This window comes from Pseudomonas sp. BN102, assembly GCF_029871245.1.
Taxonomy (GTDB): domain Bacteria; phylum Pseudomonadota; class Gammaproteobacteria; order Pseudomonadales; family Pseudomonadaceae; genus Metapseudomonas.
In genome coordinates, this window is the sequence record NZ_SSON01000030.1 from 59,256 (window position 1) to 76,837 (window position 17,582).

The 17,582-nt window shown below is 66.1% G+C and carries 14 protein-coding genes and 1 pseudogene; 8 read left to right on the forward strand and 7 right to left on the reverse strand.

Annotated features, from left to right (window positions below; translation table 11 throughout):
• Positions 1-38 precede the first annotated feature (38 nt).
• The 4 genes from E8F12_RS04625 (at position 39) to E8F12_RS04640 (ending at position 5,467) form a co-directional block, all read left to right on the forward strand.
• Positions 39-1,235, forward strand: a complete 1,197-nt coding sequence (locus tag E8F12_RS04625) for a class I SAM-dependent rRNA methyltransferase (protein WP_280324113.1) — start codon at positions 39-41, stop codon at positions 1,233-1,235.
• 268 nt (positions 1,236-1,503) lie between these two features.
• The gene (gene ilvD / locus E8F12_RS04630; protein ID WP_280324114.1) at positions 1,504-3,342 is read left to right on the forward strand and encodes a dihydroxy-acid dehydratase; all 1,839 of its coding nucleotides are present in this window, start codon (positions 1,504-1,506) and stop codon (positions 3,340-3,342) included.
• A 238-nt stretch (positions 3,343-3,580) separates the two neighbouring features.
• Entirely contained in the window at positions 3,581-4,960 is a 1,380-nt protein-coding gene (locus tag E8F12_RS04635; protein WP_280324115.1) for a nucleobase:cation symporter-2 family protein, read from the forward strand.
• Between the two features lie 39 nt (positions 4,961-4,999).
• Positions 5,000-5,467, forward strand: coding sequence for a metallophosphoesterase family protein (locus tag E8F12_RS04640; RefSeq protein ID WP_280324116.1), 468 nt, complete (start codon positions 5,000-5,002; stop codon positions 5,465-5,467).
• A 142-nt stretch (positions 5,468-5,609) separates the two neighbouring features.
• On the opposite strand, the gene E8F12_RS04645 is transcribed toward E8F12_RS04640, so the two are convergent.
• The gene (locus tag E8F12_RS04645; RefSeq protein WP_280324117.1) at positions 5,610-6,122 is read right to left on the reverse strand and encodes a dihydrofolate reductase; all 513 of its coding nucleotides are present in this window, start codon (positions 6,120-6,122) and stop codon (positions 5,610-5,612) included.
• 343 nt (positions 6,123-6,465) lie between these two features.
• Here E8F12_RS04645 and E8F12_RS04650 point away from each other — a divergent pair, with 343 nt between their 5' ends.
• The 3 genes from E8F12_RS04650 to E8F12_RS04660 all read left to right on the forward strand — a co-directional run bounded on the left by E8F12_RS04650 (position 6,466) and on the right by E8F12_RS04660 (position 10,858).
• Positions 6,466-8,004, forward strand: coding sequence for a nucleobase:cation symporter-2 family protein (locus E8F12_RS04650; protein WP_280324118.1), 1,539 nt, complete (start codon positions 6,466-6,468; stop codon positions 8,002-8,004).
• A 96-nt stretch (positions 8,005-8,100) separates the two neighbouring features.
• Entirely contained in the window at positions 8,101-9,495 is a 1,395-nt protein-coding gene (locus E8F12_RS04655; RefSeq protein ID WP_280324119.1) for a DUF2868 domain-containing protein, read from the forward strand.
• Positions 9,488-10,858, forward strand: a complete 1,371-nt coding sequence (locus tag E8F12_RS04660; protein ID WP_280324120.1) for a GTPase/DUF3482 domain-containing protein — start codon at positions 9,488-9,490, stop codon at positions 10,856-10,858. The genes E8F12_RS04655 and E8F12_RS04660 overlap by 8 nt, the downstream gene beginning before the upstream one ends.
• 161 nt (positions 10,859-11,019) lie before the next feature.
• On the opposite strand, the gene E8F12_RS04665 is transcribed toward E8F12_RS04660, so the two are convergent.
• From E8F12_RS04665 to E8F12_RS04675, 3 genes are read right to left on the reverse strand one after another with little or no spacing between them, the layout of a single operon-like run.
• The gene (locus E8F12_RS04665) at positions 11,020-11,814 is read right to left on the reverse strand and encodes a thymidylate synthase (protein ID WP_280324121.1); all 795 of its coding nucleotides are present in this window, start codon (positions 11,812-11,814) and stop codon (positions 11,020-11,022) included.
• The gene (lgt, locus tag E8F12_RS04670; RefSeq protein ID WP_280324122.1) at positions 11,814-12,614 is read right to left on the reverse strand and encodes a prolipoprotein diacylglyceryl transferase; all 801 of its coding nucleotides are present in this window, start codon (positions 12,612-12,614) and stop codon (positions 11,814-11,816) included. Before lgt ends, E8F12_RS04665 begins: the two co-directional genes overlap by 1 nt.
• A gap of 9 nt (positions 12,615-12,623) precedes the next feature.
• Entirely contained in the window at positions 12,624-13,406 is a 783-nt protein-coding gene (locus E8F12_RS04675) for a sulfite exporter TauE/SafE family protein (RefSeq protein WP_280324123.1), read from the reverse strand.
• 169 nt (positions 13,407-13,575) lie between these two features.
• Between E8F12_RS04675 and E8F12_RS04680 the strand changes: the two genes are divergently transcribed.
• Positions 13,576-14,328: an NRDE family protein gene (locus tag E8F12_RS04680; protein WP_280324124.1), complete on the forward strand. Its 753-nt coding sequence runs from the start codon at positions 13,576-13,578 to the stop codon at positions 14,326-14,328.
• A gap of 27 nt (positions 14,329-14,355) precedes the next feature.
• Here E8F12_RS04680 and E8F12_RS04685 read toward each other — a convergent pair.
• From E8F12_RS04685 to E8F12_RS04695, 3 genes and pseudogenes are all read right to left on the reverse strand, one after another.
• A pseudogene (locus E8F12_RS04685) lies at positions 14,356-14,700 on the reverse strand (diguanylate cyclase); the annotation flags it as partial.
• The gene (gene ptsP / locus E8F12_RS04690; RefSeq protein ID WP_280324125.1) at positions 14,701-16,980 is read right to left on the reverse strand and encodes a phosphoenolpyruvate--protein phosphotransferase; all 2,280 of its coding nucleotides are present in this window, start codon (positions 16,978-16,980) and stop codon (positions 14,701-14,703) included.
• Between the two features lie 21 nt (positions 16,981-17,001).
• Positions 17,002-17,481: an RNA pyrophosphohydrolase gene (locus E8F12_RS04695; protein ID WP_280324126.1), complete on the reverse strand. Its 480-nt coding sequence runs from the start codon at positions 17,479-17,481 to the stop codon at positions 17,002-17,004.
• Positions 17,482-17,582 lie beyond the last annotated feature (101 nt).

Consider the following 17,582-nt stretch of genomic DNA (forward strand, 5'->3'; position numbering starts at 1 on the left):
TAGGGTATAATCCCGGCCTTTTTTCCGGAGAGCGACTCATGTCCCTGCCCAGCCTGCGCCTCAAAGCCAATGCCGATCGACGCCTGCGCGCCGGCCACCTGTGGGTCTACAGCAACGAAGTGGACGTGGTCGCCACCCCGCTGAACGCCTTCCAGCCGGGCGACCAGGCCATTCTCGAAGCTGCCGGCGGCAAGCCGCTGGGTGTGGTCGCCCTCTCCCCGAACAACCTGATCTGCGCGCGCCTGGTCTCCCGTGACATCAAGCACGTGCTGGACAAGTCCCTGCTGGTGCACCGCATCAACGTCGCCCTGAGCCTGCGCGAACGGCTCTTCGACAAGCCCTTCTACCGCCTGGTCTATGGCGATTCCGACCTGCTTCCCGGCCTGGTGGTGGACCGCTTCGGTGACATCCTGGTGGTGCAGCTCGCCTCCGCCGCCATGGAGCGCCACAAGGACGCCGTGCTCGATGCCCTGGTGCAGGTGCTGAAACCCCGCGGCGTGCTCTGGAAAAACGACTCCAGCGCCCGTGACGCCGAAGGCCTGGAGCGCTACGTCGACACTGCGTTCGGCGTGGTGCCCGAGTGGGTCGCCCTGGAAGAGAACGGCGTGAAGTTCGAAGCCCCGGTACTGGAAGGCCAGAAGACCGGCTGGTTCTATGACCACCGCATGAACCGCGCTCGCCTGGCGCCTTACGTGAAAGGCAAGCGTGTCCTCGACCTGTTCAGCTACATCGGCGGCTGGGGCGTGCAGGCAGCGGCCTTCGGCGCCAGCGAAGTGTTTTGCGTAGACGCGTCCGGCTTCGCCCTGGATGGCGTGGAACGCAATGCCACCCTCAACGGCGTGGCCGAGCAGGTTACCTGTGTCGAGGGCGATGTCTTCGAAGCCCTGAAGGAGCTGAAAGCCGCCGAAGAACGCTTTGACGTGGTGGTCGCCGACCCGCCCGCCTTCATCAAGCGCAAGAAGGACCTGAAGAACGGTGAGGCCGCCTACCGCCGCCTCAACGAGCAGGCCATGCGCCTGCTGAACAAGGACGGCATCCTGGTCAGCGCCTCCTGCTCCATGCACCTGCCGGAAGACGATCTGCAGAACATCCTTCTCAACAGCGCCCGCCACTTGGACCGCAACATCCTCCTGCTGGAGCGCGGCGGCCAGGGGCCGGACCACCCGGTGCACCCGGCCATTGCCGAAACCCGCTACATCAAGAGCCTGACCTGCCGCCTGCTGCCCAACAGCTAAGCGCGCGTCCCGCCTCGCAGCGCCCGGGCCGGCACCATCGCCGGCCCGACCGCCAGCCTTTCCCTGCCGGCCGGGCCCGGCGTAGAATCGGGCGATTCCTCGCCAACCATCCTCCGGCGGGCTTGAGTGAGCCTAGGCCGAACGAGCGGTGACCCCGCCTCGTCTCCCGGCCCCTTCCGAACGCACGGCCAACTGCCGTTTGCAACCGGCACAGGCGGCGCTCACCATACGCTTACAACCGATACCTGATTAGCCGCAGGAAACCGTCATGCCCGATTACCGTTCGAAAACCTCCACCCACGGCCGCAACATGGCCGGCGCCCGTGCACTGTGGCGCGCCACCGGGATGAAGGACGAGGATTTCAAGAAGCCGATCATCGCCATCGCCAACTCCTTCACCCAGTTCGTGCCCGGCCACGTGCACCTGAAGGACTTGGGTCAACTGGTCGCCCGCGAAATCGAGAAACACGGCGGCGTGGCCAAGGAATTCAACACCATCGCCGTGGACGACGGCATCGCCATGGGCCACGACGGCATGCTCTATTCCCTGCCGAGCCGCGAGATCATCGCCGACTCCGTGGAATACATGGTCAATGCCCACTGCGCTGACGCCATCGTCTGCATCTCCAACTGCGACAAGATCACCCCCGGCATGCTGATGGCCGCCCTGCGCCTGAACATCCCGGTGGTGTTCGTTTCCGGTGGCCCGATGGAAGCTGGCAAGACCAAGCTGGCCAACCACGGCCTGGACCTGGTCGACGCCATGGTCGCCGCCGCCGACGACTCCTGCTCCGACGAGAAGGTCGCCGAGTACGAGCGCAGCGCCTGCCCGACCTGCGGTTCCTGCTCCGGCATGTTCACCGCCAACTCGATGAACTGCCTGACCGAGGCCCTTGGCCTCGCGCTGCCGGGCAACGGCTCCACCCTGGCCACCCACAGCGACCGCGAGCAACTGTTCCTGCGCGCCGGCCGCCTGGCCGTGGAGCTCTGCCAGCGCTACTACGGCGAAGGCGATGAATCGGTGCTGCCGCGCAACGTCGCCAGCTTCAAGGCGTTCGAGAACGCCATGACCCTGGACATCGCCATGGGCGGCTCGACCAACACCATCCTGCACCTGCTGGCCGCCGCCCAGGAGGCGGAGATCGACTTCGACCTGCGCGACATCGATCGCCTGTCGCGCGAGGTGCCGCAACTGTGCAAGGTGGCGCCGAACATCCAGAAGTACCACATGGAAGACGTGCACCGCGCCGGCGGCATCTTCAGCATCCTCGGCGAGCTGGCCCGTGGCGGCCTGCTGCACACCGACGTGCCGACCGTGCACAGCCCGACCATGGCCGATGCCATTGCCCAGTGGGACATCACCCAGACCAATGACGAAGCCGTGCACACCTTCTTCAAGGCCGGCCCGGCCGGCATCCCGACCCAGACCGCGTTCAGCCAGAGCACCCGCTGGGCGACCCTGGACGACGACCGCGCCGAAGGCTGCATCCGCAGCGTCGAGCACGCCTACTCCCAGGAAGGCGGTCTGGCGGTGCTCTACGGCAACATCGCCCTCGACGGTTGCGTGGTGAAAACCGCCGGCGTGGATGAGTCCATCCATGTCTTCGAAGGCACCGCGAAAATCTTCGAAAGCCAGGACGCCGCCGTGAAGGGCATCCTCGCTGACGAAGTGAAGGCTGGCGATGTAGTGATCATCCGCTACGAAGGCCCGAAAGGCGGCCCGGGCATGCAGGAAATGCTCTACCCCACCAGCTACCTGAAATCCAAGGGCCTGGGCAAGCAATGCGCGCTGCTCACCGACGGCCGCTTCTCCGGCGGCACCTCGGGCCTGTCCATCGGCCACGCTTCACCGGAAGCCGCAGCCGGCGGTGCCATCGGCCTGGTGGAAGACGGCGACAAGATCCACATCGACATCCACAACCGCACCATCCAGCTGCTGGTCAGCGATGAAGAGCTGTCGCACCGCCGCCACGCGCAGGACAAGAAAGGCTGGAAGCCCGCCGCACCGCGCGCGCGCAAGGTGACCACCGCCCTCAAGGCCTACGCCCTGCTGGCTACCAGCGCCGACAAGGGCGCGGTGCGCAACAAGGCGATGCTCGAAGGCTGATCGCCGCCCTGACTAGAAAGCCCGGCCTGGCGCCGGGCTTTCTTTTTGTGGCCAGGGGTGCGAGGTGCAATCACTGTAGGGGCGAATTCATTCGCCAAGCAGGCCGAAGGTCTGCCCTGCGGAGCCCCGCGGGGCAGCTTCGCCGCCCTTGGCAAATGAATTCGCCCCTACAACTCCAGCGCCAACCGTCCTGCGTGTGGCTCAGGTAGAATCGCCGCTTTTTTTGCGGTCGATCGCCATGACTTCACTGGAAAAGCCCCCCGTCATCGAGGCTCGCAACGAGCTGCTCTACGGCCTGGACGACAAGCCTCGCCCGCTGGCCGCCCTGCTCGCCGCGCTGCAGCACCTGCTGGCCATCATCATTCCCATCGTCACTCCCGGCCTGCTGATCTGCCAGGCACTGGGCGTGTCGGCGCGGGACACCAACCTGATCGTCTCCATGTCCCTGGTGGTCTCCGGCATCGCCACCTTCGTCCAGTGCAAGCGCTTCGGGCCCTTTGGCGCCGGCCTGCTTATCGTCCAAGGCACCAGCTTCAACTTCGTCGGCCCGCTGATCGCCGGCGGCGCGCTGATGGTCAAGCAGGGCACTCCGGTGGAAGGCGTGATGGCCGCCATCTTCGGCGTGGTGATGGCCGGCGCCTTCGTTGAAATGGGCATTTCCCGCGTGCTGCCGTTCATCAAGCGGCTGATCAATCCGCTGGTGACTGGCATCGTGGTGCTGATGATCGGCCTGACCCTGATCAAAGTCGGCCTGATCAGTATGGGTGGCGGCTTCGGTGCCATGGCCAACGGCACCTTCGCCAACGGTGAGAACCTGCTGCTGTCCGGCACGGTGCTGGCGGTGATCCTGCTGCTCAACCGCATCCCGGTGATCTGGATGCGCAGCTGCGCCATTGTCATCGCCCTGCTGGTGGGCTACGCCCTGGCTGCCTGGCTCGGCCGCCTGAATTTCAGCGGGCTGCATGACGCACCGCTGGTGCAGGTTCCGGTGCCGCTGCATTTCGGCCTGGGCTTCTCCTGGTCGCTGTTCGTACCGATGCTGGTGATCTACCTGGTCACCTCCCTGGAAGCCATCGGCGACGTCACCGCCACCAGCAAGGTCTCGCGCCAGCCGGTGGAAGGCCCGCTGTGGATGCAGCGGATCAAGGGCGGCGTACTGGTGAACGGCGCCAACTCGCTCTTGGCTGGCCTGTTCAACACTTTCCCCAGCTCGGTGTTCGCGCAGAACAACGGCGTGATCCAGCTGACCGGCATCGCCAGCCGTCATATCGGCCTGTGGATCGCCCTGATGCTGGTGCTGCTGGGCCTGTTCCCGGCGGTGGCTGGTGTGCTCCAGGCCATCCCTGAGCCGGTGCTGGGCGGCGCCGCCATGGTGATGTTCGGCGCGGTGGCCGCATCGGGCATCAACATCCTCGCCGGCACCACCCTGGACCGCCGCGCGCTGCTGATCATAGCCGTGTCATTGGCTCTGGGTCTGGGCGTGTCCCAGGTGCCGGAGTTCCTCGCCCACATGCCGGCCGCCCTGCGCAACATCCTCGAATCCGGCGTCGCCACCGGCGGCCTCTGCGCACTGCTGCTGAACTGGTTCCTGCCGGAAACTCCGGCGCAGCCTCGCTGAGTGGCAGAATGGGCCTCATCACCTGATGGGGCCCACTCCATGACTTCCCTCCGTATCGGCCTGATCTCCGACACCCACGGCCTCCTCCGCCCCCAGGCCCTCGCGGCGCTGCAAGGCTGCGACCACATCCTCCACGCCGGCGACATCGGCAAACCTGAAATCCTCGACGCCCTTGCCGAATTGGCGCCGCTGACCGCCGTGCGCGGCAACAACGACCGCGATGCCTGGGCGGACGCCGTTCGGGAAGTGGAAGAACTGTGGCTGGGGAAACTCGGCATCTACCTGGTGCACGACCAAGCGGACATCCCCGATGAACTCGCCGGGCGTGGCTTCGGGGTGGTGGTCACCGGCCATTCCCACAAGCCGCTGGTCACCGAGCGCGCCGGGCTGCTACACGTCAATCCGGGCAGCGCCGGGCCACGGCGCTTCAAGTTGCCGGTGTCGGTGGGGTTTCTGACGGTGGAGGGGGGCGAAGTGCGGGTGGAGCTGATGGAATTGCAGGCCTGATGCAGCGCAGGGACAAGCGTTCCTGTGGGGGCGAATTCATTCGTTAAGGACTGCGCAGCAGTCCCTTGTGTTCATCAGGCAGGCCTTCGGCCTGCATAGCGAATGAATTCGCCCCCACAACAAGAGCAAATGGCGCAGAAGCTCAGCGCCGCTCCCACACCTCGAAGGCGTAGGCCGGCGTCTCGGCCGTGGTTTCATGCTCGATGCTGGAGGCGAGGCGCCAGTCCTGCTCGGGCACTTCGGGGAACCAGGCATCCCCCTCCGGTGCCAGCTCCACGCGGGTCAGGTAAAGGCGATCCGCCTGGGCCAGACCTTCGGCATAAAGCTGGGCACCGCCGATCAGCATCACTTCTTCGGCCTCTTCCTCGCGGGCCCAGGCTTCGGCGCGCTCGATCGCGGCTTCCAGGCTGGGGAAGACTTCCGCCCCCTCCAGCACGAGGTCGCTCTGGCGGCTGACCACCAGATTGAGCCGGCCGGGAAGCGGGCGGCCGAGGGAGTCCCAGGTCTTGCGGCCCATGATGATCGGCTTGCCGAGGGTCATGGCCTTGAAATGTTTGAGGTCCGCCGGCAGGTGCCAGGGCAATTGGTTGTCGCGGCCGATCACGCGGTTCTGCGCGAGGGCGGCAATCAGGCAGAGGGGCAGGGTCTTGTTCATGGCGGCGAGGATACCGGCTGCCGGAGTCGAGAGAAAGCCGACGACCGATGGGCCAACGGCGGCCTTTCTCCGGTTTCCTGGCCAAGTCGCAATGCCGTCCGGCGCGCGGCGAACCAGCAGATTCCTTCCGGGTGCATCCTGTTTTTTCCTGACGCCATTCGTCGCCCTGGATTTACTGACCAATAGGTCAAATCAGGTTTTGCCGAATATCTCCGAATCTGGGCGATTTATTCATGAAAATTGACGAAAAAACTAGCGAGTAAAAATGTATACAATCCACTAGCCAGTAAAGCCAAAAATTGTCTACAGTGCTCGGCACAAGAACAAAAGCGAGAGCCCTCCCATGACAGTCCCATCCGCAAGTCCGTCTTCGGTGCAACGTCCGGAAGATGAAAACCTCGGCATAGGCGCAAACCTTGCCTACGGTCTGCAACATGTACTGACCATGTACGGCGGCATAGTCGCAGTACCCCTGATCATCGGCCAGGCAGCCGGGCTATCGCCTGCGGACATCGGCCTGCTGATCGCCGCCTCGCTGTTCGCCGGAGGCCTGGCGACCCTGCTGCAAACCATCGGCCTGCCCTTCTTCGGCTGCCAGCTGCCACTGGTACAAGGCGTGTCCTTCGCCGGCGTGGCGACCATGATCGCGATCATCGGCAGCAACGGCGCCGGCGGCATCCCCGCGGTGCTCGGCGCAGTAATCGCCGCCTCGCTGATCGGCCTGCTGATCACCCCGGTGTTCTCGCGAATCACCAAGTTCTTCCCGCCCCTGGTGACCGGCATCGTCATCACCACCATCGGCCTCACCCTGATGCCCGTCGCCGCGCGCTGGGCGATGGGCGGCAACAGCCAGTCGCCGGATTTCGGCAGCGTGGCCAACGTCAGCCTGGCCGCCTTCACCCTCGGAACCGTGCTGCTGTTGAGCAAGCTGGGCAGCGCCAGCATCTCGCGCCTGTCGATCCTGCTGGCCATGGTCATCGGTACCCTGGTGGCGGTGTTCTTCGGCATGGCGGACTTCTCCAAGGTGCTCGAAGGCTCGCTGGTGGCCCTACCCACGCCGCTGCACTTCGGCATGCCGGAGTTCCATGTCGCGGCGATCCTGTCGATGCTGATCGTGATCATCGTGACCCTGGTTGAAACCTCGGCGGACATCCTCGCCGTGGGTGAAATCATCGGCACCAAGGTCGATTCCAAGCGTCTGGGCAACGGCCTGCGCGCCGACATGATCTCCAGCTCCCTGGCACCACTGTTCGGCTCCTTCACCCAGAGCGCTTTCGCCCAGAACGTCGGCCTGGTGGCCGTGACCGGCGTGAAGAGCCGCTACGTGGTGGCCACCGCCGGCCTGATCCTGGTCACCCTCGGCCTGCTGCCGGTAATGGGCCGCCTGATCGCCGCGGTACCCACCTCGGTGCTCGGCGGCGCCGGCGTCGTGTTGTTCGGTACCGTGGCCGCCTCGGGCATCCGCACCCTTGCCCAGGTCGACTACCGCAACAACATGAACCTGATCATCGTCGCCACTTCGATCGGCTTCGGCATGATCCCGATCGCCGCGCCGACCTTCTACCACCACTTCCCGGCCTGGTTCGAGACCATCTTCCACTCCGGCATCAGCTCGGCGGCGATCATGGCGATCCTGCTGAACCTGGTGTTCAACCACCTGAAAGCCGGCAACTCGGACCAGCAGTCGGTGTTCGTCGCGGCCAGTGAGCGCACCCTGCGCTACCAGGACATCGCTGCGCTGCACGAAGGCGACTACTTCCGCGACGGCAAGCTCTATGACGCCGAAGGCAACGAAGTCCCGGTCACCGGCCACGACGACCACCACGGCGCGCCGCCAGCGCCGCGGGCCAAGGTGGCGACAGCCGGCTCCACCAGCGGCTGATTCGACAAGGCCGGCGCCCAGCGCCGGCCTTCTCTTGATGAAGGGCCAGGCCGCAACGGCTATCCTCTGGGCTCACCCACGGCCAAGAGGCCCTTCGTGAGCGATACCAACCCTATCCCTACCCCCCTCTCCCGGCTCGATCGGCTCTGGCTGACCGAAGCCATCCGCCTGCGCGAGGAACACGCGGGCCCCCTGGAAGACGCCGAAACCAATCGCCGAGCCAATGCCGCTGGCGGCGACCTGGCGCAACGCATCCAGGCCCGCGCCCTCTGGCTCGCCGAGCGCGACGGCCAGTCGCAGGCGCTGCAGCACTGGCGCCAGGGTGCGCAATGGGCCGGCCTGCTTCTGGTGCTGCTGGCCCTGCTGGGCGGCGCCGGGCTGGCCTTCGCCGCCCTGGGCGATGGCCAACGTCCGGTCAACCTGTTCTGGGCCCTGGGCAGCCTGCTCGGGCTGCACCTGTTGATGCTGCTGGGCTGGGCCCTTTCCTTCGGACTCGGCGGCAGCACCAGCCTGCTCGGCCGCACCTGGCTCTGGCTCAGCGCCAGGCTGGCCCGTGACGCCCAGGCCGCACACCTGGCCCCCGCCCTGCTCCTGCTGCTGCAACGCCGGGGCCTGACGCGCTGGGGGATGGGCGCCCTGGTCCACGGTGCCTGGGTCCTGACCCTCGGCAGCGCCCTGCTGGTCCTGCTGCTGTTGCTCGCCACCCGGCGCTACGGCTTCGTCTGGGAAACCACAATCCTCGGCAGCGACACTTTCGTCTTCCTCACCCGGGCCCTGGGCGCCCTGCCCGCGCTGCTCGGCTTCAGCCTGCCGGACGCGGCAACCATCCGCGCCAGCAGCAGCGTGCTGGCCGACGACTCCGCGCGCCAGGCCTGGTCGGGCTGGCTGCTGGGCGTCACCTTCACCTATGGCCTGGTGCCGCGCCTGGTGCTCGGGCTCTTCTGCGTGTGGCGCTGGCTGCAAGGGCGGGCAAGCCTCGGCCTGGATCTCGGCCTGCCCGGCTACAGCCTGCTGCGCGAACGCCTGCAGCCGACCAGCGAGCGCCTGGGCGTCTGCGATGCCGCGCCCGCCGAACGGGTCGAACCACGTGCCGGCAGTCAGAACGGCCGCAGCGAGGGCGCGCTGCTGGTGGCCATCGAACTGGATGACCGGCGCCACTGGCCGCCCGCCCTGCCCAAGGGCGTGGGCGACGCCGGTGTGCTCGACAGCCGTGAACAGCGCCAACACCTGCTCGACCAGCTCAGCCGCTTTCCGCCGGAGCGCCTGGCGGTGGCCTGCGATCCCCGCCGCTCGCCGGACCGCGGCACCCTGGCGCTGATCGGCGAGCTTTCCCGCAGCGCCGCGCAGACCCGCGTCTGGCTGCTGCCCGCCCCACCCGGCGAAGCCCTGGACGGCCAGCGCCTGGAGGACTGGCACCAGGCCCTGGACCGCCTGGCTCTGCCTCACGCCCAGGGCGCTCCCATGACCTGGCTGGAGACCGGCCATGACTAAGCCGTTGAAACTCGCCGTGGTCGGCCACACCAATGTCGGCAAAACCTCCCTGCTGCGCACCCTGCTGCGCGACCGCGATTTCGGCGAGGTGTCCCACCGTCCCAGCACCACCCGCCATGTGGAAGGCGCGCGGCTGTCGGTGGACGGCGAGCCGCTGCTGGAGCTCTACGACACCCCGGGCCTGGAAGACGCCATCGCCCTGCTCGACCACCTGGAGCGCCTGGAACGCCCCGGTGAGCGAATGGACGGCCCGGCCCGCCTCGCCCGCTTTCTCGACGGCAGCGAGGCGCGCCAGCGCTTCGAGCAGGAAGCCAAGGTGTTGCGCCAGCTGCTGGTGTCGGATGCCGGGCTTTACGTGATCGACGCCCGCGAGCCTGTACTGGCCAAGTACCGCGACGAGCTGGCGGTGCTGGCCATGTGCGGCCGGCCGCTGCTGCCAGTGCTGAACTTCGTCGCCAGCGAGGGCCATCGCGAGGCGGACTGGCGCGAGGCCCTGGCCCGCCTGGGCCTGCACGCCCTGGTGCGTTTCGACAGCGTGGCGCCGCCGCTGGACGGCGAACAACGTCTCTATGACAGCCTGGCCCTTCTGCTGGAGCGGGCGCGCCCGCAACTGCAGCGGCTGGTGGAGGATCACCAGGCGCAACGGCGCCTGCGCCTGGAGACGGGTAGCCGGCTGATCGCCGAACTCCTGCTCGACGTGGCCGCCTCCCGACGCAGCGTGCCGGCCCAGGATGCCGCCCTGCAGGCCGCCACCGAGGCGCTGCGCCAGCAGGTGCGCCAGCGCGAGCAACGCTGCGTGGAAGCCCTGCTGCGGCTCTACGCCTTCAGCCGTGAGGATGCCGCCGCCGGCGAACTGCCCCTGTTGGGCGGACGCTGGGGCGATGACCTGTTCAACCCGGAAACCATCAAGCAACTGGGCGTACGCCTGGGCGGCGGCATGGCGGCTGGCGCGGCCGCCGGCGCCGGCGTCGACCTGCTGGTGGGTGGCCTTACCCTGGGCGCGGCGGCAGCCCTGGGCGCCCTGGCCGGCGGCGCCTGGCAGACCGTCGGCCACTACGGCGAACGCTTGCTGGGCAAGATCAAGGGACAGCGGGAGCTGACGGTGGACGACGCCATCCTGCGCCTGCTGGCCCTGCGCCAACGCAAGCTGCTGGCAGCGCTGGACGCCCGTGGGCATGCAGCGTTCGAAGCGATCCGGGTGGATACGCCGGAAGAGAAGCAATGGCGCGAAGGCAAGCTCCCGGCGGTCCTGGCCAAGGCCCGCGCGCATCCGGAATGGTCGTCGCTGAATCCGAGGGCGGACCTGGAGCAGGCGGAGCGGCAGGGCTGGGTGGCAAGCCTGGCGAAGGGGCTGGAGCCTTAGCCGCCAAGCCAGGCCTGATCCGGCGGGAGGGCATCTTGTGGTCCCTGAAACACCCCTCTCCCGGAGGGAGATAGGGCCGTCCGCACAATCGGGCAACCCTGGTTCATTCCTGTAGGGGCGAATTCATTCGCCAAGGGGCGCGCAGCGCCCCCTTCGCTCTATCAAACCGCTACCGGCGCCTTGATATGCGGGTGCGACTGGTAGCCCACCAGCTCGAAGTCCTCGAACGTGAAGGCGAACAGGTCCTTCACCGCCGGGTTGAGCTTCATGGTCGGCAGCGGCAGCGGCTCGCGCGACAGCTGCAGGTCGGTCTGCTCGATATGGTTGGCGTAGAGGTGACAGTCACCGCCGGTCCAGATGAACTCACCCGGCTGCAGGTCGCAGACCTGGGCCACCATCAGGGTCAGCAGTGCATAGCTGGCGATATTGAAGGGCACGCCGAGGAAGATGTCCGCGGAACGCTGGTAGAGCTGGCAGCTCAGCTTGCCGTCGGCCACGTAGAACTGGAACAGGGCATGGCAGGGCGGCAGGGCCATCTCGTCCACCAGGGCCGGGTTCCAGGCGGAGACGATCAGCCGGCGCGAGTCCGGGTTCTTCTTGATCATGTCCACGACCTTGGCGATCTGGTCGATGGATTCGCCGTTCGGGGCCGGCCAGGAGCGCCACTGGTAACCGTAGACAGGACCCAGGTTGCCCTCTTCGTCAGCCCACTCGTCCCAGATCGAGACGCCGTTGTCCTTCAGGTACTTGATGTTGGTGTCGCCCTGCAGGAACCACAGCAGCTCATGGATGATGGACTTCAGGTGGCACTTCTTGGTGGTCACCATGGGGAAGCCATCGGCCAGGTCGAAGCGCATCTGGTGGCCGAACACGCTGTAGGTGCCGGTGCCGGTGCGGTCGCTCTTGAAGGTGCCGGTTTCGCGCACCCGGCGCATCAGGTCGAGATACTGTTTCATCAGATGGCTCCTTGGGCGGCGTGACGGCGGTGGGCCCAGACGATCATGGCGATGCCGCCGATGATCATCGGCAGGCAGAGGACCTGGCCCATGGTCAGCCAACCGAAGGCCAGGTAACCGAGCTGGGCGTCAGGTACGCGGACGAACTCCACCGCAAAGCGGAAAATGCCGTAAAACAACGCGAACATGCCGGAAACGGCCATGGTCGGACGGGGTTTACGCGAGTAAAACCAGAGGATGGCGAACAGCGCCACACCCTCCAGGGCGAACTGGTACAGCTGCGACGGGTGGCGCGGCAGCTGGGCCGGATCGGTGGGGAAGATCATCGCCCAGGGCAGGTCGGTGGCCTTGCCCCAAAGCTCGGCGTTGATGAAGTTGCCGATGCGCCCGGCGCCCAGGCCGATCGGGACCAGGGGCGCGATGAAATCCATGAGCTGGAAGAAGCTCTTGTTGTTGCGCCTGCCGAACCAGAGGGTGGCCAGCATCACGCCGATCAGGCCGCCGTGGAAGGACATCCCGCCCTTCCAGACCTCGAGGATCAGCAGCGGATTGGCGATGTAGGCCGACAGGTCGTAGAACAGCACGTAACCGAGGCGGCCACCCGCGATCACGCCGAGGGCGACCCAGAACACCAGGTCAGAGAGTTTCTCCTTGCTCCAGGTCGGGTCGAAGGCCTTGAGCCGGCGCGACGCCAGCCACCAGGCGCCACCGATGCCGATCAGGTACATCAGGCCATACCAGTGGATCTTCAGCGGGCCGATGGCCAGGGCCACCGGGTCGATCTGTGGATAAGCCAGCATCACAACTCCTTAGATCAGGAAGTTCAGGCCCACTACCAGCAGCAGCAGGGCGAACAGGCGTTTCAGCAGGCGCGGCGACAGCCGATGGGCCAGGCGCGCGCCGAAACGGGCGAAAAACATGCTGGTGACGGCGATGCCCACCAGCGCCGGAAGGTAGACGAACCCCAGGCTCCAGGGCGGCAGGTGGGTTTCGCTCCAGCCCAGCACCATGAAGGACAGCGCGCTCGCCGCGGCGATCGGCAGCCCGCAGGCGGCGGAGGTGGCCACCGCCTGCTGGATCGGTACGCTGCGCCAGGTCAGGAAGGGCACGGTCAGCGAACCACCGCCGATACCGAAGATGGCCGAGGCCCAGCCGATCACCGCACCTGCAAGGGTCAGCCCCGGCTTGCCGGGCACGTCGCGGCTCGCCTTTGGCCTCAGGTCCAGCCCCATCTGCAAGGCTACCAGTATGGCGAAAACCCCGATGATCCTTTGCAGCATCGGCCCCTGGATGGCCGCCGCCGTGAGGGAGCCGAGGCCGGCACCGAGAAGGATGCCCAGGGCCATCCAGGCGAAGATCGGCCAGCGCACGGCGCCCTTGCGATGGTGCTCGCGCACCGAGTTGATCGAGGTGAAGATGATGGTCGCCAGTGAGGTGCCGACGGCCAGGTGGGTGAGGATGCTGGAATCGAACCCCTGCGCCGTGAAGCTGAACACCAGCACTGGCACGATGATCATGCCGCCGCCGACGCCGAACAGCCCGGCCAGTACTCCAGCGCAGGCGCCGAGCACCAGATAGAGCAGGAATTCCATGGACACCCCCAAAAACAAAGCGGCATGTTAACGGAAGGCCGTTCTACGCTCCACTTGGGACGATGTACGCTCGCCAAAACCTGCCGATAACCCAGAGGAAAACCTTTCGCAGCTGATGTAGTTTTCCTACAGGCTGCTACACTCCGGCTCATAAAAAGGAGACGACTCCATGTGCTTGATCGTATTCGCATGGCGCCCCGGACACGAAGTCCCGCTGGTGCTCGCTGCAAACCGCGATGAATTCTACGCACGTCCCACCCTCCCCCTCGCGAAGTGGGAAGACGCGCCCGGTGTACTTGCAGGCCGAGACCTGGAAGCCGGAGGTACCTGGCTCGGCGCTAGCCCCAAAGGCCGCTTCGCCGCCCTCACCAATATCCGCGATCCGCGAACGCCTCCGGTCGGTCGTACCCGTGGCGAACTCTGCGTGCAGTTCCTGCGCGGCGAGATGGGGCCGGGCGAGTTCCTCGCCGATGCGCTGCGACGGGCCGGCGACTATTCAGGCTTCAACCTGCTGGTGGGCGACGACCGCGAACTCTGGTTCCTCAACCCGCGCAGCGGTGGGCCGATCAACCTCAAGGCGGGTATCTACGGCATCTCCAACGCCGACCTGGACACGCCCTGGCCCAAGGTGGAACGCGGCAAGGCGGCCCTCGCCGAATGCCTGGACCCGCCGTCCACCGACTCCCTGCTGAACCTGCTGCATGACCCGGAGCAGGCTCCGGACCACATCCTGCCGGAGACCGGCGTGGGGCTGAACACCGAGCGCATGCTCTCCAGCGTGTTCATCGCCACCCGCACCTACGGCACCCGCGCCAGCTCGGCATTGATCGTCCGCGCCGACGGCAGCCGCGAACTGGTGGAGCGCAGCTATGGCCCCTATGGCGCCAAGCTGGGGGATGTACGCATGGAGCTGCGCGACTGACCCGTTGCCGAGGGCGGAGCAGGCGACGCTCCGCCCGGCCTCCTTGCGGATGAACGCCTGGCAGGACTCGATGCAGTTGCGCTTCTGCCTGGCGCGATAGAACCCATCATCGCGCTGTTTGAGCATGGACTTGATCCCCTCGCCGCCCCAGCGGGTGAGGCAGTCCTCATCGCGCAACGCCGAACGCAGCGCACGACTGACCGCCACCAGGGCGCGGTCACCGATCCGGTGGCCGTGCTCGTCGTTGATGCGCTTGAAGTGCTCCTGGTCGAACATCAGCAACGCGGCGAAGCGGCCCTGGTCGCTGCCCCACCGGTAACCGCCATCTCGGCAGCGGTAGTCCTCGGCATGGATCAGGCTTTCGCCGTCCAGTTAGGCTTGGATGGTGGCCGCCGGGTTGATCACACGGCCGAGGCCGAGGTTGCGCAGGGCGAGATGCAGCGAACTGTGGATGACCTGCGGGTTGTCGATGGCGAGCAGCTGTTCCAGCAGCTCCTTGGCCTTGCTCATGGTCACCTGGCGCAGCAGCCACTTCACCTTGGGCAGGTTGGTGGCGTTCATCGACAGGCTATCGAAGCCCATGGCCAGCAACAGCACGGCGGCCGCCGGGTCGCCCGCCATCTCGCCGCAGATGCTCACCGGCTTGCCTTCGGCGTGGGCGTCGTCCACCACCTTCTTCAGGGCCTGGAGCACCGCGGGGTGCAGGTAGTCGTAGAGGTCGGCCACGCGCGGGTTGTTGCGGTCCACGGCGAGCAGGTACTGGGTCAGGTCGTTGGACCCCACCGAGAGGAAATCGACCTGGCGCGACAACTCCTTGGTCTGGTAGACCGCCGCGGGGATCTCGATCATTACTCCGACAGGAGGCATGGGGATGTCCACGCCTTCGTCGCGCACCTCGCCCCAGGCGCGGTGGATCAGGTGCAGCGACTCTTCCAGCTCTTGGATGCCGGAGATCATCGGCAGCAGGATTTTCAGGTTGTCCAGGCCTTCGCTGGCCTTGAGCATGGCACGCACCTGGACCAGGAAGATCTCCGGGTGGTCGAGGGTGACGCGGATACCGCGCCAGCCGAGGAAGGGGTTGCTTTCCTTGATCGGGAAATAGGACAGCGCCTTGTCGCCGCCGATATCCAGGGTGCGCATGGTCACCGGCAGCGGATGGAAGGCGGCGAGCTGCTCGCGGTAGATGGCGAGCTGCTCCTTTTCGCTGGGGAAGCGCTCGTTGATCATGAACGGCACTTCGGTGCGGTACAGGCCCACGCCCTCGGCGCCACGCTCCTGGGCGCGGGTCACGTCGGCGAGCAGGCCGGTGTTGACCCAGAGCGGCATGCGCTGGCCGTCCAGGGTCTCACAGGGCAGGCTGCGCAGGGCTTCCAGGCCCTTGACCAGTTGGCGGTCCTCCTCGACCACGTCGCTGTACTGCTTGCGCAGTTCGGTCGAGGGGTTGGTGAAGACTTCGCCGTGGTAGCCGTCGACGATCATCTCGATGCCGTCGACCTTGGAATACGGCAGGTCGACCACGCCCATCACGGTGGGGATCCCCATGGCGCGGGCGAGGATGGCGACGTGGGAGTTGCCCGAACCCAGCACCGAGACCAGGCCCACCAGCTTGCCTTCCGGCACTTCGCCGAGCATGGCCGGGGACAGCTCCTCGCTGACCAGGATGGTGTTCTCCTGGTAGACCAGGTTCTGCTTGCGCTCTTCCTGCAGGTAGGCGAGCAGGCGGCGACCGAGGTCCCTGACGTCGGAGGCACGCTCGCGCAGGTAGGCGTCGTCCATCAACTCGAAGCGGGTGACGTGCTCCAACACCACCTGGCGCAACGCACCCTGGGCCCATTGGCCGGTACGGATCACGCGCTTGACCTCCAAACCCATGGAGGCGTCGTCGAGCATCATCAGGTAGACGTCGAACAGCGCGCGCTCTTCGGGGCGCAGCTGGGTCTCGAGCTTGCTCGAGAGTCGACGCATGTCCGCGCGCACGGCTTCCAGGGCCTGCTTGAAACGTTCAACCTCGGCCTCGATGTCGTCGACCGTGCGATCTGGCACCACATCGAGATCAGCTGGCGGCAGCACCACCACGGCCTTGCCCACGGCCGCACCGGGAGAACCCGGTACGCCGACGAACTTGGCTTCCTGGATGCCCTTGCCCTGGCGGCCCAGGCCACGAATGGAGCCGGTCGCCTCGGCATGGGCGATGACGCCGGCGAGTTGCGCACTCATGGTGACGAGGAAGGCTTCTTCGCCCTCGTCGAACTGACGGCGCTCCTTTTGCTGCACCACCAGAACGCCCATCACCCGGCGGTGGTGGATGATCGGCGCGCCGAGGAAGGAGGCGAAGCGCTCTTCACCGGTTTCGGCGAAGTAGCGGTAACGGGGGTGATCGGCGGCGTGTTCGAGGTTCAGCGGCTCTTCGCGGGTGCCCACCAGGCCCACCAGGCCTTCGTTGGGAGCCATGCTGACCTTGCCGATGGAGCGCTTGTTCAGGCCCTCGGTGGCCATGAGCACGAAACGGTTGGTCTCTGGATCCAGCAGGTAGACCGAGCAGACCTGGCTGCCCATGGCCTCCTTGACCCGCTGCACAATGATCGCCAACGCCGCCTTCAGATCCTTGGCGGCGTTCACTTCCTGGACGATCTTGCGCAGGGTATTGAGCATGGCTAGGCAGCCTTTCTCCGGTCAGTCTTGCGCCAGGAGGCGCGGTGCTAATTCCTTGAGGGCTCGGCGATAGACTTCACGCTTGAAGGTCACCACCTGACCCAAGGGGTACCAGTAACTGACCCAGCGCCAGCCGTCGAACTCGGGCTTGCCGGTCAGGTCCATCCGTACCTTGTTCTCGTCCGACTGCAAACGCAGCAGGAACCACTTCTGTTTCTGGCCGATGCATAGCGGCTGGCTGTTGGTGCGAACCAGACGCTGGGGCAGACGATAGCGCAACCAGCCGCGAGTGCAGGCAAGAATCTTCACATCCTGCTGTTCGAGGCCGACTTCTTCGTTCAATTCCCGGAAAAGGGCCTCTTCCGGCGTCTCCCGCGGATTGATCCCACCTTGAGGGAACTGCCAGGCATCCTGATTGATACGCCGCGCCCAAAGCACCTGCCCAGCATCATTGGCGAGAATGATGCCGACATTCGGGCGGAAACCATCGGAATCGATCACGGCACACAACCTCGCAAACGCATGTTCCGGCATTGTTCCATAAAGCCCGTAAATGCGGCAATCCGAGCCTTTCGCGCAATGGGCAGACCTGCGCAAAGCCG

Bases quoted from the DNA above. Each gene is read 5' to 3' on its own strand.
- E8F12_RS04650 (WP_280324118.1), top strand. From the start codon at position 6,466: ATGACAGTCCCATCCGCAAGTCCGTCTTCGGTGCAACGTCCGGAAGAT.
- ilvD (WP_280324114.1), top strand. From the start codon at position 1,504: ATGCCCGATTACCGTTCGAAAACCTCCACCCACGGCCGCAACATGGCC.
- E8F12_RS04665 (WP_280324121.1), bottom strand. From the start codon at position 11,814: ATGAAACAGTATCTCGACCTGATGCGCCGGGTGCGCGAAACCGGCACC.
- E8F12_RS04645 (WP_280324117.1), bottom strand. From the start codon at position 6,122: ATGAACAAGACCCTGCCCCTCTGCCTGATTGCCGCCCTCGCGCAGAAC.
- E8F12_RS04625 (WP_280324113.1), top strand. From the start codon at position 39: ATGTCCCTGCCCAGCCTGCGCCTCAAAGCCAATGCCGATCGACGCCTG.
- E8F12_RS04635 (WP_280324115.1), top strand. From the start codon at position 3,581: ATGACTTCACTGGAAAAGCCCCCCGTCATCGAGGCTCGCAACGAGCTG.
- lgt (WP_280324122.1), bottom strand. From the start codon at position 12,614: ATGCTGGCTTATCCACAGATCGACCCGGTGGCCCTGGCCATCGGCCCG.
- E8F12_RS04680 (WP_280324124.1), top strand. From the start codon at position 13,576: ATGTGCTTGATCGTATTCGCATGGCGCCCCGGACACGAAGTCCCGCTG.
- E8F12_RS04675 (WP_280324123.1), bottom strand. From the start codon at position 13,406: ATGGAATTCCTGCTCTATCTGGTGCTCGGCGCCTGCGCTGGAGTACTG.
- E8F12_RS04640 (WP_280324116.1), top strand. From the start codon at position 5,000: ATGACTTCCCTCCGTATCGGCCTGATCTCCGACACCCACGGCCTCCTC.
- E8F12_RS04660 (WP_280324120.1), top strand. From the start codon at position 9,488: ATGACTAAGCCGTTGAAACTCGCCGTGGTCGGCCACACCAATGTCGGC.
- ptsP (WP_280324125.1), bottom strand. From the start codon at position 16,980: ATGCTCAATACCCTGCGCAAGATCGTCCAGGAAGTGAACGCCGCCAAG.